Origin of the sequence: uncultured Modestobacter sp. (assembly GCF_947486615.1) — a bacterium.
Taxonomy (GTDB): domain Bacteria; phylum Actinomycetota; class Actinomycetes; order Mycobacteriales; family Geodermatophilaceae; genus Modestobacter.
Map to the genome: position 1 here is coordinate 15,612 of NZ_CANKUD010000008.1, position 14,442 is coordinate 30,053.

Sequence of the window (14,442 nt, forward strand, 5' to 3'; positions counted from 1 at the left end):
AACGCGCTCGGCCTCCGCCGTCATCCCGGTGGGGGACGCCGGGAACACTGCGCAGCGCACGGACGCTTCGACCAGGTGAGACGACGAGAGGTGAGTGCAGTGGAGAAGCGGATCGGGTTCCTGTCCTTCGGGCACTGGCAGCCCATCCCGGGGTCACAGGTGCGGACCGGCCGGGACGCGCTGGTGCAGAGCGTGGAGCTGGCGGTGGCCGCCGAGGAGCTCGGCCTGGACGGCGCCTACGTGCGGGTGCACCACTTCGCCCGGCAGCTCGCCTCCCCGTTCCCGCTGCTCACCGCCATGGCGATGCGCACGCAGCGGATCGAGCTGGGCACCGGCGTCATCGACATGCGCTACGAGAACCCGCTCTACATGGCCGAGGAGGCGGCGGCTGCCGACCTCCTCGCCGGCGAGCGGCTGCAGCTGGGCATCAGCCGCGGCTCACCGGAGACGGCGCTGCGCGGCGCGGAGGCGTTCGGCTACGTGCCGCCGGCCGACGCCGACGACGCGCAGCTGGCCCGGGAGAAGACGGCGCTGTTCCTGGCCGCGATCAGCGGTGCCACCGTCGTCGACGCCGACCCGCGGATGACCGGCGGCGCGACCGGCCGGCTCGCCGTCCAGCCCCAGTCCCCGGGGCTGCGGCAGCGCGTCTGGTGGGGGTCGGGCACCCGGCAGACCGCGGTCTGGACGGCGCAGCAGGGGATGAACCTGATGAGCTCCACGCTGCTGTCCGAGGACACCGGCGTGCCCTTCGACGAGCTGCAGGCCGAGCAGATCGCGCTCTACCGGGCCGCGTGGGCCGAGGCCGGGTGGGAGCACGAGCCGCGGGTGTCGGTCAGCCGCAGCGTCATGCCGATCACCAGCGACCTGGACCGGCAGTACTTCGGTGGCGAGCGGGGCAGCGGTGACCAGGTCGGCATCCTCGAGGGCGTGCGGGCCCGCTTCGGCAAGAGCTACGTCGGGGAGCCCGACCAGCTGGCCGAGGAGCTGGCCAAGGACGCCGCCGTCCGGGACGCCGACACCCTGCTGCTGACCGTGCCCAACATGCTGGGCGTGGAGTACAACGCCCACCTGCTGGAGACCGTCGCCCGGCACGTCGCGCCGGCCATCGGCTGGGTGCCGGCGGGGGAGCGCCCCGCGGGCTGACCGGTGCGTCAGTCGGTGGTCATCGTCCCGGTGCTGGTCAGCTCGTCGGCCACGTCGAAGAGCTTTCGGTTGGTGTGGGACGACGCCCGCACCAGCAGCTCGAAGGCCTGGGCCGCGGTCAGCCGGTGGCGTTCCATCAGGATGCCCTTGGCCTGCCCGATCAGGTCGCGCCGGTCCATCGCGCTGCGCAGGTTCGACTCCTGGCGCGCCGCGGAGAGCGCGATGGACGCGTGGGAGGCGAAGATCTGCCCGACCGACTCCGACTCGGCGTCGAAGGAGTGCGGCTGCCGGGCGTAGAGGTTCAGCGCCCCCAGGTTGTCGCCGTCGGTGAACAGCTGGAAGCTCAGCATGCTCCTGGCCCCCCGCCGGGCGGCCTCGGTGGCGAAGCGCGGCCAGCGGGACTCGCTGGCGAGGTCGTCCACCCGGACGGTCTGCTCCTCGCGGAGCGCGTCCAGGCACGGGCCTTCGTCGAACTCGCTCTGCAGGGAGTCGATCTCCCGGGCCAGCTCGCTGGTGGCGGCGTGCGGGTCGACGCGACGGCGGATCACCAGGCTGACGCTGGCCATGTCGGTGCCGGGCACGGTGGCGACCGCCGCGGCGGTGATCGAGGACAGGGTGGCCTCGACGTCACCGTGCTCCTCCTGCAGGGTGCGGGCGATCCGTCCCATCACCTGGCCGAGCTCGTCGGGGGTCCGGTCCTGCTCGGCCTGCCTGGTCTCGGTGAGCTGCTGGTGGTCGGGCATGCCCGGAGGGTAGCGCTCGCTGACAGGGGTGGCGGGCGGTCCGGGTCGTTCCGTCCGGTGCCTCAGTCGGCCGGTCCGGCGACCAGCACCGTGGTGGCACTCCTCGCTGCGCCGGAGGCATCGGTCCAGGTCAGCGCCACCTCATCGCCGGGGTCGAGGTCGGCCAGCGCGGTCGTGACGTCGTCGGCGGAGCTGATCGTCGTCCCGTCGACCGTGGTGAGGACGTCGCCGGCGGCCAGCCCGGCGGTGTCGGCCGGGCCGCCGGCGACGACCCCGGCGACGGTGGCCCCGGCGCTGTCGACGAGCGAGACTCCGAGGAACGCCGGGTACCCCTGGTGGACGGTCTCGTCGTCGACGCCGGCCACGATCTGCTCGGCGATCGACAGTGCGTCCTCGATCGGGATCGCGTAGGCCACCCCGCCGGCGCTCGAGGCGGCGGTGTCCATGCCGACGACCTCGCCCTCGGCGTCGTACAGCGGACCGCCCGAGTCGCCGGCCTGCACGTCGGCGGCGATCTCGATCAGGCCGGTGAGCTGCTCGGCGTCCGAGCCGGTCTCGTCGGTGGCGGTGATCGACTGCTCGAGCCCGGTCACCGTGCCGGCCGCAGCACTCGTGCCCACCTCGCCGCCGGCGTTGCCGACGGCGGTCACCGCATCGCCGACCGCCACGCCGTCGGTGTCGACCTCGACGGTGTCCAGGCCGGCGGCGTCGGTGAGCTGGAGGACGGCGACGTCGTCGGTCGGGTTGGTGCCGACCACGGTGGCCTCGTAGCTGTTCCCGGTGCTCAGCACCGTGACGGTGATGCTGGTGGCGCCCTCGATGACGTGGTTGTTGGTCAGGACCGTCCCGTCGGCGGTGAGCACCATGCCGGTGCCGGCTGCCTCGGCGTCCTCGTAGCCGAGCACGGTGGTGACGTCGACGACGCCGACCAGCTGGTCGGCGGTCGCCTCGGACGCGGCGGCCACCGTCGCGCCCGGCTGCGTGGTGCCTCCGTAGCCGCCGAGACCGCCCTGCGCCCAGCCGCCGCCGGTCCCGCTGTAGCCGCCGGTCCCGCTGTACCCGCGTGGGCCGCCGTAGACGACCAGCGGGTCGGTGCTGCCGGTGGCCGAGGAGGCGGCGGCCGTGCCGGTCGCGGCGCTGTCTCCGGCCGCGGTCTGCACCCCGATGACGGTGCCGGTGGCCAGGCCCAGGGCGCCCAGCGCGCCGATGGCCGCGATCCGGTTCCGCATCCGCCGGTGCGGGGGTGCGGCGGGGGCGGGCGTCTCTGCTGTCTCGATCACGCGATCAGTCAAGGGCGCCGACCGAGGTGCCAGCTGTGCGCGGCCTGCGGACTCCCTGGCGGCGGTTCGAGCTCTCAGCAGTCGAAGACCGACCAGCAGAGCTCGTTGCGCCGCCGCTGGTCGTCGAGGACGAGCTCGCGGACCGCCGGCGGGAGCTGGTCCCGCTGCCACCGGCACTCGGCCCGCCCGGCCGCCTCGCGCTCGGCGTCCGGCACCGCTGCGCGAGACGCCTTGATGGCGTAGGCGGCAGCGCCCAGGTCGTGCTCGGCGACGTGCGCGACCGCACCGGCCTGGCCGGCGGCATAGGCGGCGTGCCGGGCCGCACCGCGCAGGTCGCGGGCGGCGCCCATGGCATGACCGCCGGCCGCGCGCGCCTGCATCATCGGCAGCTCACCGCGGACCCAGGCCCGGGCGGCCTCGATCGCCGCCCGCGGGCGCGGGTCCGCCGGCCGGGCCGACTCGAACAGGGGGAGCACGTGCTCCGCGCAGGCCGCCGCCCAGAGGGCGAGCAGGTGGTGGTCGGCGTCGGTCAGCGTCCCGCCCCGGCGGATGGTCACCAGCCGCGGGTCCCGGACGCGAGGGAGGATCACCGTCGGACCTCCTGTCGGCTCTGCCTGCGCGCCCGGCAGGGATCGAACCTGCGGCCAAGTGCTTAGAAGGCACCTGCTCTATCCGCTGAGCTACGGGCGCTCGTCGCCAGATCATCGCACCGGACCGGGGGCCCTCGCCCGTGACCAGGCCGCCGGGTGGTCAGGGGTGACAGGGGTGCCGGGTGGGACGTCGGGCCGGACCGGCGGTGGCGTACCCCAGCAGGCGCCCGCCCGGGGGCGGGCGTCCCCAGCTGGGCGCGTCGTCCACAGTCGCGGTCGATGTCTGTCCTGCGGTGCCCTCGGCCCAGGACGGTGGTCCCAGCCCGGCAGAGCGCCGGTTCCACCACCTGAGGAGCACCGTGAACGAGACCGATCTCGTCGTCATCGGCAACATCGTCAACTCCCCGCAGCGCACCCGGCTGCCCAGCGGGGACAGCGTCACCAACTTCCGGATGGCCTCCACCTCCCGCCGGTTCGACCGGGAGACCCAGGCCTGGACCGACCACCGCACCTTCTTCGTCGACGTCGAGTGCTGGGGCGAGCTGGGCGGCAACGTCTCGCACACGCTGAGCAAGGGCGACCCGGTGGTCGTCAAGGGTGAGCTCTACACGCACGAGTGGGAGACCGACCAGGGGCGGCGCAGCCGCCCGCAGGTCCGGGCCGCCCACGTCGGACCGGACCTCAACCGCGGCGTCGCCGACTTCCGCCGGTCCTCCCGGGCTGTCCCGCAGACCGAGCCCGCCGGGGAGTCGGAGGAGGCGCCGGCCGAGAACCCCTACGCCGACCGGTCCACGGATTACCAGGTGGGGGAGGAGGCGTTGCACGATGCAGACTCCGACCTCACCGATGAGCGCACCGCGGTGCCGGCGCTGACGTGAGCCTCCCCAACTGGGAGGATCGGAGCTGAGAACGCCGGGGGCGGGGCCGTGGACGCCGGTGACGGCTGCCCCGCCCTGCCCCCGCTCGCGCACCTGACGGAAGGCTCCAACCCACAGTGGCCCAGTACATCTACTCCATGGTCCGTGCCCGCAAGGCGCACGGCGACAAGGTGATCCTCGACGACGTGACGCTGGCGTTCCTGCCCGGCGCGAAGATCGGTGTGGTCGGCCCCAACGGCGCCGGCAAGTCGACCGTCCTCAAGATCATGGCCGGCATGGAGCAGGCGTCCAACGGTGACACCATGCTCGCCCCGGGCGCCACGGTCGGCATCCTGCAGCAGGAGCCCCCGCTCAACGAGGAGCTCGACGTCCGCGGCAACGTGGAAGAGGCGGTCAAGGACCTGCGCGATGCGCTGACCCGGTTCGAGAAGGTCAGCGAGGCGATGGGCGAGCCCGACGCCGACTTCGACGCACTGCTGGCCGAGCAGGGCGAGCTCATGGAGGTCATCGAGAACGCCGACGGCTGGGAGCTCGACAACCGCATCGAGCAGGCCATGGACGCGCTCCGCTGCCCGCCCGGGGACGCCGACGTGCGCGTTCTCTCCGGTGGTGAGCGCCGCCGCGTCGCGCTGTGCAAGCTGCTGCTCGAGGCGCCCGACCTGCTGCTGCTCGACGAGCCCACCAACCACCTGGACGCGGAGAGCGTCGCGTGGCTGGAGCAGCACCTGGAGAAGTACGCCGGCACCGTCATCGCCGTCACCCACGACCGGTACTTCCTGGACAACGTCGCCCAGTGGATCCTCGAGCTCGACCGCGGCCGGGCCTACCCCTACGAGGGCAACTACTCCACCTACCTGGAGACCAAGCAGACCCGGCTCAAGGTCGAGGGGGCCAAGGACGCCAAGCGCGCCAAGCGGCTGGCCGACGAGCTGGAGTGGGTGCGCTCCGGCGCCAAGGCCCGGCAGGCCAAGAGCAAGGCCCGGCTGGCCCGGTACGAGGAGATGGCCGCCGAGGCCGACAAGTTCCGCAAGCTGGACTTCGAGGAGATCCAGATCCCGCCGGGCCCGCGGCTGGGCAACGTGGTCATCGAGACCAAGGACCTCACCAAGGGCTTCGGCGACCGGGTGCTGATCGACGACCTGTCGTTCACGCTCCCGCGCAACGGCATCGTCGGCGTCGTCGGCCCCAACGGCGTCGGCAAGACCACGCTGTTCAAGATGCTGGTCGACCAGGACGAGCCCGACGGCGGCGAGATCAAGGTCGGCGAGACGGTGAAGATCGCCTACGTCGAGCAGAGCCGCAGCGGCATCGACCCGAACAAGAGCCTCTGGGAGGTCGTCTCCGACGGCCTGGACCACATCCAGGTCGGCAACGTGGAGATGCCCTCGCGGGCCTACGTCTCGGCGTTCGGGTTCAAGGGCCCGGACCAGCAGAAGAAGGCCGGCGTGCTCTCCGGCGGTGAGCGCAACCGGCTGAACCTGGCGCTGACCCTCAAGCAGGGCGGCAACCTGCTGCTGCTCGACGAGCCCACCAACGACCTTGACACCGAGACCCTCACCAGCCTGGAGGGCGCGCTGCTGGAGTTCCCCGGCTGCGCCGTGGTGGTCAGCCACGACCGGTGGTTCCTCGACCGGGTGGCGACGCACATCCTGGCCTACGAGGGCGACTCGAAGTGGTTCTGGTTCGAGGGCAACTTCGCCGACTACGAGAAGAACAAGGTCGAGCGGCTCGGCGCCGACGCGGCCCGGCCGCACCGCGCGACCTACCGCAAGCTGACCCGCGACTGAGAAAGGACCCCCTCGCCCCCCGCCACGAGCAAGCTCGTGGCGGGACCCTGCGAGGGGGCCGTTCCAGCACGTCACCTGGCCGGCCGGAGCACCCGCTCCGGCCGGCCGTCGGCGTCTCAGGGGGCGAACCGGGCGACGAAGCGGCGTTGCCCCGGCGTCTCCACCGCCCGCGGCCGGTAGTGCGCGCGGACGAACGCCACCGCTTCCTGCGGCGGGACGCCGTCCAGGACGGCGAGGCAGGCCAGCGCCGTCCCGGTCCGGCCGGTGCCGCCGGCACAGGCCACCTCCACCCGCTCGGTGGCGCACCGCTCCCAGAGCTCCGCCAGCGCCGACCGCAGGTCAGCCGGGTCCGCGGGCAGCCGGAAGTCCGGCCAGCGCACCCAGCGCGCCGGCCACGGCACCGGCTCCGGACGCCGGCCGAGCAGGTGGACGGCGAACCGCGGTGCCGGGCCCGGCGGCGGGGGGACCCGGAGCCCGCGCCCCCGCACCCGGCGTCCCGACGGGAGCGTCAGCACCCCGGCAGCGTCGGCCGGCCAGGTTTGGTCCATGCCCGCAGTCTGCGGCCCGCGGGCCGGCCGGGCAGCGGCCCCGGTGGCGACCGGCGCACCCACCCGCGGCCCGGGCGCGCGGTGCCATGCGGCAGGGTGACCGCCGTGAGGCACACCGTCGCGGTCCCGATGCGCTGGTCGGACATGGACGCCTACCAGCACATCAACAACGTGGCCTTCCTCGGCTACTTCGAGATGGCGCGGGTCGACCTGTTCTTCGACCAGCCCACGCATGACGAGAAGACCGGCCTGCGCCGGGGCATCGTCGTCGCCTCCCACGAGATCGCCTACAAGCGCTCGGTCGTCTACGACGCCGAACCGCTGGAGGTGCAGATCTGGGTCTCCGGCATCCGGGCCGCCGCCTTCACCTGCCACTACGAGCTGTTCGACCACGGGCAGCTGGCCGTCACCGGCAGCACGCTGCTGGTGCCGGTCGACTTCGCGCTGAACCGGCCGCGCCGGCTCACCCCGGTGGAGAAGGTCTTCCTGAACGAGTACCTGGACGAGCCGACCCCCACCTGACCCGACCGGCCACCCCACCCCTCGTTCCAGGGCGCGCGGGGCTCTCGATACAGAAGGCGCGAGGCTCTCGGTCCAGAAGGCCCCGCGCCTCCTGTCCCGAGAGCACTGACCTCTCGATGTCAGGAGCGCGGAGAGCGCGGGGTCCGGGGGCGGATCAGTCGGGGAGCGGGACGATCCGGGGCACCGGGCGGTCGGCGCCGGTCGGCGCGCCCCGCCGGGCGGCCTCGTCCTCCGGCACGAGCCGGACGGCGGCGCCCTCGGCGATCTCCGCCCCGGCGAACACCGCCGCGTTGATGCCACCGCGGCGCACCATCGCCTTCACCAGCCGGGCCCCGGTCAGCCGCTCCAGGTGGGCACACGGCGGGCAGCGCTTCATCCCGAACAGCAGCGCGTCGCCCACGGCGAACCAGTAGCCCACCAGCGCGGGCAGGTCCACGCCGGTGGTGACCAGGTTGCGGCGGGTGTCGCCGGGCGTCAGCGGCACGCCCACCTCGGCGGCCACCGCAGCGACGTCGTCCCGGTCGATCAGGGTGAGCTGCTTCTCCAGGTCCGGGTACTGCGCCCAGGTGCCCCCGCCGAGGGCGTACCGGTCGCCGTCCAGCCCGATGCCGGCCATCAGCCGCGCGCTGGGCACCCGTTGCATCGGTCCAGCCGCCGTCGGGGTCCGCCAGATCTCCAGCACGGTCACGATGCCTCCGGGGTGGGGGAGCGCCGGCGACGCGGCGGGGGGACGTCGTCGGCGCCGCGGGCATCTAGCGCCTCGCTCACGTCGTGGGCCATCTGCAGCACCTGGACCAGCAGCGGTGCGATCGTCGTCCGCAGTGCCCGCACGCCACGGGGTGACCCGCCGCGGGCCGCCTGGGCCTCCCGGATCCGGTCGGCCCGCTCCACCAGCACCGGGATGAACCGCAGCGCCATGGTGATCGCCAGCCCCACCCGGGCCGGGCGGACGCCGACCAGCCGCAGTGGCGCGCACAGCCGCTCGACCACCGCCACCATCGCGTTGACCCGGGTCGTCGCGGTCACGACTGCGGCGGCGAGCACCAGGGTCAGCAGCCGCAGCGCCACGTGCGTGCCGGTGCGCCAGTCGGTGGTGAGGGCGTGCACGACCAGCAGCGCCAGCAGCCACCACCGCACCGCCCGAGCCTGCCGGGCCAGCACCGCGACCGGCAGCCGGGCGACCAGCAGACCCACGGCGAGCACCCCGGCCAGCGCCACCCCGGCGGCGGTGAGCGTCGGCAGGGCGAACAGCACGACGGCGAGCGCGGCCAGGACGAGCAGCTTCAGCCCGGCCGGCAGCCGGTGCACGACGCTGCTGCGCGGGACGTACAGCGCCAGGGTCACCGGTCGGCCATGAGCGCGCGGTAGGCGGCCACCGCGGCCGGTGGGACGTCGTCGCAGACCACCCGGCCACCGTCGACCACCAGCACCCGGTCGAACCCGTCGAGCAGGTCGAGCTGGTGGGTCACCACGACCACCTGCTGGTCCACCCCGGCGATGAGCTCGGCGATCCGGCGGGCGTTGACCAGGTCCAGCAGCGTGGTCGGTTCGTCGAAGACGATGCGGGCCGGCCGCATGACCAGCACCCCGGCGATCGCCAGCAGCTGCTTCTGCCCGCCGGAGAGCAGGTGCGCCGGGTGGTCGGCGTGCCCGGCGAGCCCGTACCGGGCCAGCACCTCGGCGACCCGCACGGTGCGCTCGTCGGCGGGCACACCCTGGTTCTCCAGCCCGTAGGCGACGTCCTCCGCGACGGTGGGGTGCACGATCTGCGCGTCCGGGTCCTGGAAGACGAAGCCCACCCGGCGGCGCACCGCGCGCACCTGCGTGCCGGTGTCCAGCCCGTCGACGAGCACCCGCCCCTCGGTGGGCACGACCAGCCCGTTGAGCAGCCGGGCGAAGGTGCTCTTGCCCGACCCGTTGGCGCCGATCACGCCGACCCGCTGCTCGGTCAGGGTCAGGTCGATGCCCTCGAGCACCACGCGTTCGCCGTAGCGGTGCCCGACCCCGCGCAGCTCGATGCCGCGGGCGGGGTCGGCCACCTCGTTGCCGGTGGCGACCTCGCTGCCGGCGGCGCGGGCACCGGGCCGACGGAGCCTCACCGGGCGCCGGCGGCCCGCCGCGGACGCTCGATCACCGGGTAGCTGCGCCGCACCACGTCGGCGATCGCCGCGGCGGCGAAGGCCTTGACCAGGTCGCCCGGGACGAAGACGGCAGCACCGCTCCACAGCGCGGTGTCCCAGGGCAGACCGGCGACGACCTTGAGCACCGGGACGCCGATCGCGTAGATCACCACGATGCCGCCCAGGACGTTGGCCACCATGCCGAGGGCGACGTTGTAGCGGTCCCAGGTGCGCTCGGTCAGCCAGCCGATGACGGCGGCGGCGATCGGCCAGCTGTACAGGTAGCCGGCCGACGCACCGGCGAACGGCGCCAGGCCGCCGGCGCCGCTGGCCAGCAGCGGCAGCCCGATCGACACCAGGACCAGGAACAGCAGGACGGCGAGGAAGCCACGGCGGGCGCCCAGCACGCTGCCGGCGAGCATGACGCCGAGGGTCTGCGCGGTGATCGGCACCGGGCCGACGTTGATGGCCGGCAGCGTGCCCAGCACCGCGATGATGGCGGCGAAGAGGGCCGTGTAGGCCAGGTCGCGGGTCTTCACGTCGTCTCCTCCACGCAGCGGGCCGGCGGGCCTGCGTTCCGGGCGGAAGGTACCGGAGGGTGGCCCGGAGGCCGCCGCCCGGGCGCTGGCCGGCGACGGCGGATGGGTGGTCAGGGCCCGCCCGCGGGATGGCTCCCGACGATCCCGGACCGATCGCACTGGGTGGCGGCCCGCTCACCTGCAGGTACGTCGGCCGGTTTGCCGGGCCCTCGGGAGGCGTGTTGTCTGAGGTCCTGAGCCCCTCGGCGAAGGCGGAACAAGGGCATGGCAACCGGGTGGTGGGCAGCGCTGTGGTCATGGACTCGACCCCTGCCGCGGCCCACCGCGTCGGAACCGGTGCAGCAGCCGGAACCGGTGCGGCAGACGGACCGGGCGCCCGACGACGGCTCCCGGCCCGCCCTGCCGCCCGAGGCCGACGCCCCGCCCACCGATGACCAGGGGGCTCGGCACCGGGCCGAGGCGGCCCCGCCGCCCCGGCGCTCCGCGCTCGTCCCGCCCACTGACCCAGGGCACGGCACCCCGCTGCGTCCCCTCCCGACAACGACAGGAGCCCCACCCGTGGCACAGCTCGACAACGTCATCGCCGACCTGCTCGCGATCGAGGGCGCCAACGGCGCCGCGATCGTCGACATCGACAGCGGCATGGCCCTCGCGACCGGCGGCGCACCCGGCTTCGACCTCAACGTCGCGGCCGCCGGCAACTCCAACGTCGTCCGCGCCAAGCTGCGCACCATCTCCGACCTGGAGCTCAAGGACGAGATCGAGGACATCCTGATCACCCTGGCCGGCCAGTACCACCTGATCAACGTGCTCAAGGGCCAGGGCAACGCCGGCCTGTTCATCTACCTGGTGCTCGACCGGGCGACGGCGAACCTGGCGCTGGCCCGGCACAAGCTGCGCGCGGTCGCCGGCAGCGTCAGCGTCTGACCCGACCGCTCGGCCCTCGGCGGCGCTGCCCCACCCGGGGCGCGCCGCCGTTGTGCGCCCCGGGCGGGGACGGAGGAGCTGCCTCGACCGATGTGGCGCCGATCGGGCGGTCAGGCCGCGGAGGTGGCCTCGGCGATCCGGTCGCGGAACGCGTCGGCGGCGAGCTCGTCGAGGTCGATCCACCGGGCGACCCGGCCGCCGGAGACGATGCCGACGCGGTCGCAGCACTCGGCGAGCTCGTCGGGGTCCACCGACACCACGACGACCGACGTGCCGGAGGCGGTGGCGTCGTCCAGCAGCCGGCGCACCTGGTGGCGGGCGCGCACGTCCAGCCCGCGGGTGGGCTCGTGCAGCACCACGACGTCCTGCGCGGAGGCGGACATCCACCGGGCCAGGGCGATCTTGTGCTGGTCACCGCCCGAGAGCGCACCGAACACCGTGCGGATGCTCAGCGTCTTCACGTCCATCTGGTGGACGGTGCGGATCACGCTGCGCAGCGTGGCGATCTCCTGGCGCATGTCGGTGAGGGCGCCCCACTGCTCCTGGGTGAGCGTGCGGGCGATCGTCTCGCCGGGGTCCACCCCGTAGGCGTCGTCGTCGGGGCGGTAGGCGGGCACCCGCAGCACGTCGGCGCCGGTCGCCGAGCCCAGCGACCGGGGCTCCCCGTGCAGCAGCAGCTCGTCGGTGATCGCGGGCAGCTCGCCGGACAGGGCGCCGACGAGCTCACCCAGCCCGGACGACCGGTGACCGGTCAGCCCGATCACCTCGCCGCGGTGCAGCAGCAGGTCCACGCCCTCGACCGCGCCGGGCACCCGCAGGTTGCGCACCTGCAGGGTCACGTCGTCCGAGCCGACCGGCCGCGGCGCGGGCGCCGGGGCGTCGTCCGGTCGGGGGAGCGTGGCCACCCGTGGTGCCGGCAGCGCCACCGGCTCACCCACGGTCTCCGCGGCGAGCCGCACCGGGTCGAGCGCGGCGGCCGGGCTGTCCAGGGCGATCCTGCCCTCACGCAGCACCAGCACCCGGTCGACCACGGCCAGCATCTCCGGCAGCCGGTGGCTGATGTAGAGCACGCCGCGGCCCTGGCGGCTGAGCCGGCCGGTGACGGCGTGCAGGCCCTCGACCTCCACCGGCAGCAGCGCGGCCGAGACCTCGTCGAGCACGACCAGCCGGGTGTCCTCGGCGAGCACGCGGGCGATCTCCACCACCCCGTGCACGAAGTGCGGCAGTTCGCCGATCACGGTGTCCGGGTCGACGTCCAGGGCCACCTCGGCGAGCAGCACCTGGGCCTGCCGGCGCAGCTCGGCCTGCGGGCGCCCGGCCTGCGGCGTCCCGCGGAACACCGCCTGGGCGACGGTGAGCCCCGGGTCGATCCGGACCAGCTGCTGGACGACCCCGACCCCGAGGTGCCGGGCGTCCTCGGCGGACAGCGGTGCGTAGGGGTGGCCGGCCAGCGTCATCGCCCCGGAGTCGGCCGCGGTGATGCCCGCCAGGACGTCGCCCAGCGTCGACTTGCCCGCTCCGTTGGCCCCCACGAGCCCGACGACCTCGCCCTGCTCGAGCGCGAACGACACGTCGCGCAGGACGCGTCGGGCACCGAAGGACTTCGTCAGTCCATCGACCTGCAGCAACGCCATGGCGGGCAGGCCTCCCCGGGAAGCGTCCCCGGACGGAGCCGGCGGACGGTGGTTCCAGCGTCTCCCGCGACGCTGTGCAACTACCTGGATGCTACCGGTCGTGGGGCACCGCGCCTCCCGGGACGACAGGTCCCGGGAGGCCTCCGCTCAGGCGCTGAGCCAGACCGCGCCGTCGACCGGGACCTGCCCGTCGACGACCGGCCCGCTGGCCAGCAGCACCTGCCCCTCGGGCAGCGGCACCGGCGCGGGGGAGAGGTTGAGCAGGCACACCAGCCCACCGGGACGCCGGAAGGCCAGGCACCCGTCCGGCGCGGGAAGCCACTCCACGCCGTCCCCCCGGAACGCCGGGCCGCGCCGCAGCGCGAGCGCCTCCCGGTACAGCGACAGCATCGAGTCGGCGTCCCCGGTCTGGGCCGCGGCGGTGAGCGGCCCCCAGCCGGGCGGCATCGGCAGCCAGGTGTCGGCGGTGGAGGAGAAGCCGTAGGGCGGTTCGTCGCCGGACCACGGCACCGGCACCCGGCAGCCGTCCCGGCCCCGCTCGGTGTGCCCGGACCGCTCCCAGATCGGGTCCTGCAGCACCTCGTCGGGCAGGTCGACGTCGGGCATGCCGAGCTCGTCGCCGTTGTAGACGTAGGCCACGCCGGGCAGTGCCAGCTGGAGCAGCGCCGCGGCGCGCGCCCGCCGGGTGCCCACCTCACCGCCGCCGTAGCGGGTGACGTGCCGGGGCCGGTCGTGGTTGGACAGCACCCAGCAGGCCGGCGCCGGCGTCGGCGCCACCGTGTTCAGCGAGTGCTCCACCGCCGCGCGCAGCTCGTCGGCGCCCCACTCCGCGGTGAGCAGCCGGAAGTTGAACGCCAGGTGCAGCTCGTCGGGGCGCAGGTAGTGCGACAACCGCTCGTCGTCGAACACCCACACCTCGCCGACGGCCATCCGGTCGGGGTACTGGTCGAGCACCGCCCGGACCCGGCGGTGCAGCGCGTGCACGTGGTCCTGGTCGAAGCGCAGGTCGCCGGGGCCGTCGTCGGCGAACAGGCCGGTGTCCTCGGCCGGGACCATGTCCGGCAGGCCGGGCGGCTTGGCCATGCCGTGCGCGACGTCGATCCGGAAACCGTCGACCCCGCGGTCCAGCCAGAACCGCAGCGTCTCCTCCAGGTCGGCGACGACCTCGGGGTTCGAGTAGTCCAGGTCGGGCTGCTCGGGGGCGAACAGGTGCAGGTACCACTGCCCGTCGGGCACCCGGGTCCAGGCCGGCCCGCCGAACACCGAGGGCCAGTTGTTCGGCGGGGAGTCGCCGTGCGGGCCGGATCCGTCGCGGAAGAAGTACCGCGCCCGGGCGGGGGAGCCCGGCGGTGAGGCCAGCGCCTCGGTGAACCACTCGTGGTCGTGCGAGCTGTGGTTGGGCACCAGGTCGATCGTCACCCGGATGCCGCGCTCGTGGGCGTCGGCGAGCAGTGCGTCGAAACCGGGCAGGTCGCCGAAGACCGGCTCGACACCCCGGGGGTCGGCGACGTCGTAGCCGTGGTCGTGCATCGGCGAGGGGTAGAACGGCGTGATCCACAGCGCGTCGACGCCGAGCTCGGCCAGGTACGGCAGGTGGGCGCGGATGCCGGCCAGGTCGCCGACCCCGTCGCCGGTGCCGTCGGCGAAGCTGCGGACGTAGACCTGGTAGAACACCGCCTCCCGCCACCAGTCGGGGGTCGTGGTCGTTGGCGGGACCGCGGTCACCGGGCT

At 74.1% G+C, this 14,442-nt stretch carries 15 protein-coding genes and 1 tRNA gene; 5 read left to right on the plus strand and 11 right to left on the minus strand.

All coding sequences use genetic code 11. From position 1 onward, the window contains the following. Positions 1-90 precede the first annotated feature (90 nt). Positions 91-1,143: an LLM class flavin-dependent oxidoreductase gene (locus Q1A09_RS15040; RefSeq protein WP_299956366.1), complete on the plus strand. Its 1,053-nt coding sequence runs from the start codon at positions 91-93 to the stop codon at positions 1,141-1,143. Between the two features lie 8 nt (positions 1,144-1,151). On the opposite strand, the gene Q1A09_RS15045 is transcribed toward Q1A09_RS15040, so the two are convergent. The 4 genes from Q1A09_RS15045 to Q1A09_RS15060 all read right to left on the minus strand — a co-directional run bounded on the left by Q1A09_RS15045 (position 1,152) and on the right by Q1A09_RS15060 (position 3,856). Continuing rightward, entirely contained in the window at positions 1,152-1,886 is a 735-nt protein-coding gene (locus Q1A09_RS15045) for a GAF and ANTAR domain-containing protein (protein WP_299956369.1), read from the minus strand. Positions 1,887-1,948: 62 nt separating this feature from the next. Further along, the gene (locus Q1A09_RS15050; protein WP_299956372.1) at positions 1,949-3,166 is read right to left on the minus strand and encodes a S1C family serine protease; all 1,218 of its coding nucleotides are present in this window, start codon (positions 3,164-3,166) and stop codon (positions 1,949-1,951) included. A 74-nt stretch (positions 3,167-3,240) separates the two neighbouring features. Further along, a complete protein-coding gene (locus Q1A09_RS15055) occupies positions 3,241-3,756 on the minus strand; it encodes a putative immunity protein (RefSeq protein WP_299956375.1) in 516 nt (171 codons plus the stop codon). A gap of 27 nt (positions 3,757-3,783) precedes the next feature. Continuing rightward, positions 3,784-3,856 (minus strand) — tRNA-Arg (locus Q1A09_RS15060). Positions 3,857-4,115: 259 nt separating this feature from the next. On the opposite strand from Q1A09_RS15060, the gene ssb reads away from it, so the two are divergent. Further along, entirely contained in the window at positions 4,116-4,634 is a 519-nt protein-coding gene (gene ssb, locus Q1A09_RS15065) for a single-stranded DNA-binding protein (RefSeq protein ID WP_299956378.1), read from the plus strand. Between the two features lie 116 nt (positions 4,635-4,750). Next, complete coding sequence (gene ettA, locus Q1A09_RS15070) at positions 4,751-6,421, plus strand: energy-dependent translational throttle protein EttA (RefSeq protein WP_299956380.1); 1,671 nt, start codon at positions 4,751-4,753, stop codon at positions 6,419-6,421. A 116-nt stretch (positions 6,422-6,537) separates the two neighbouring features. Here the strand turns inward: ettA and Q1A09_RS15075 are convergent, their stop codons facing one another. Beyond that, a complete protein-coding gene (locus tag Q1A09_RS15075; RefSeq protein WP_299956383.1) occupies positions 6,538-6,969 on the minus strand; it encodes a protein-tyrosine phosphatase family protein in 432 nt (143 codons plus the stop codon). Positions 6,970-7,074: 105 nt separating this feature from the next. On the opposite strand from Q1A09_RS15075, the gene Q1A09_RS15080 reads away from it, so the two are divergent. Then, the gene (locus Q1A09_RS15080) at positions 7,075-7,491 is read left to right on the plus strand and encodes a thioesterase family protein (protein ID WP_299956387.1); all 417 of its coding nucleotides are present in this window, start codon (positions 7,075-7,077) and stop codon (positions 7,489-7,491) included. 154 nt (positions 7,492-7,645) lie between these two features. Here Q1A09_RS15080 and Q1A09_RS15085 read toward each other — a convergent pair whose 3' ends face one another. From Q1A09_RS15085 to Q1A09_RS15100, 4 genes are read right to left on the minus strand one after another with little or no spacing between them, the layout of a single operon-like run. After that, complete coding sequence (locus tag Q1A09_RS15085; RefSeq protein WP_299956389.1) at positions 7,646-8,179, minus strand: MOSC domain-containing protein; 534 nt, start codon at positions 8,177-8,179, stop codon at positions 7,646-7,648. Continuing rightward, a complete protein-coding gene (locus Q1A09_RS15090) occupies positions 8,176-8,835 on the minus strand; it encodes an energy-coupling factor transporter transmembrane protein EcfT (RefSeq protein WP_299956392.1) in 660 nt (219 codons plus the stop codon). Before Q1A09_RS15090 ends, Q1A09_RS15085 begins: the two co-directional genes overlap by 4 nt. Next, positions 8,832-9,590, minus strand: coding sequence for an energy-coupling factor ABC transporter ATP-binding protein (locus tag Q1A09_RS15095; protein ID WP_299956395.1), 759 nt, complete (start codon positions 9,588-9,590; stop codon positions 8,832-8,834). Before Q1A09_RS15095 ends, Q1A09_RS15090 begins: the two co-directional genes overlap by 4 nt. Next, complete coding sequence (locus tag Q1A09_RS15100; RefSeq protein WP_299956398.1) at positions 9,587-10,150, minus strand: biotin transporter BioY; 564 nt, start codon at positions 10,148-10,150, stop codon at positions 9,587-9,589. Before Q1A09_RS15100 ends, Q1A09_RS15095 begins: the two co-directional genes overlap by 4 nt. A gap of 558 nt (positions 10,151-10,708) precedes the next feature. On the opposite strand from Q1A09_RS15100, the gene Q1A09_RS15105 reads away from it, so the two are divergent. Continuing rightward, a complete protein-coding gene (locus Q1A09_RS15105) occupies positions 10,709-11,077 on the plus strand; it encodes a hypothetical protein (RefSeq protein WP_299956401.1) in 369 nt (122 codons plus the stop codon). 110 nt (positions 11,078-11,187) lie between these two features. Here the strand turns inward: Q1A09_RS15105 and Q1A09_RS15110 are convergent, their stop codons facing one another. Continuing rightward, positions 11,188-12,711: an ATP-binding cassette domain-containing protein gene (locus Q1A09_RS15110; RefSeq protein WP_299956404.1), complete on the minus strand. Its 1,524-nt coding sequence runs from the start codon at positions 12,709-12,711 to the stop codon at positions 11,188-11,190. Positions 12,712-12,858: 147 nt separating this feature from the next. Next, the gene (locus Q1A09_RS15115; RefSeq protein ID WP_299956406.1) at positions 12,859-14,436 is read right to left on the minus strand and encodes a glycoside hydrolase family 13 protein; all 1,578 of its coding nucleotides are present in this window, start codon (positions 14,434-14,436) and stop codon (positions 12,859-12,861) included. Positions 14,437-14,442: the final 6 nt, after the last annotated feature.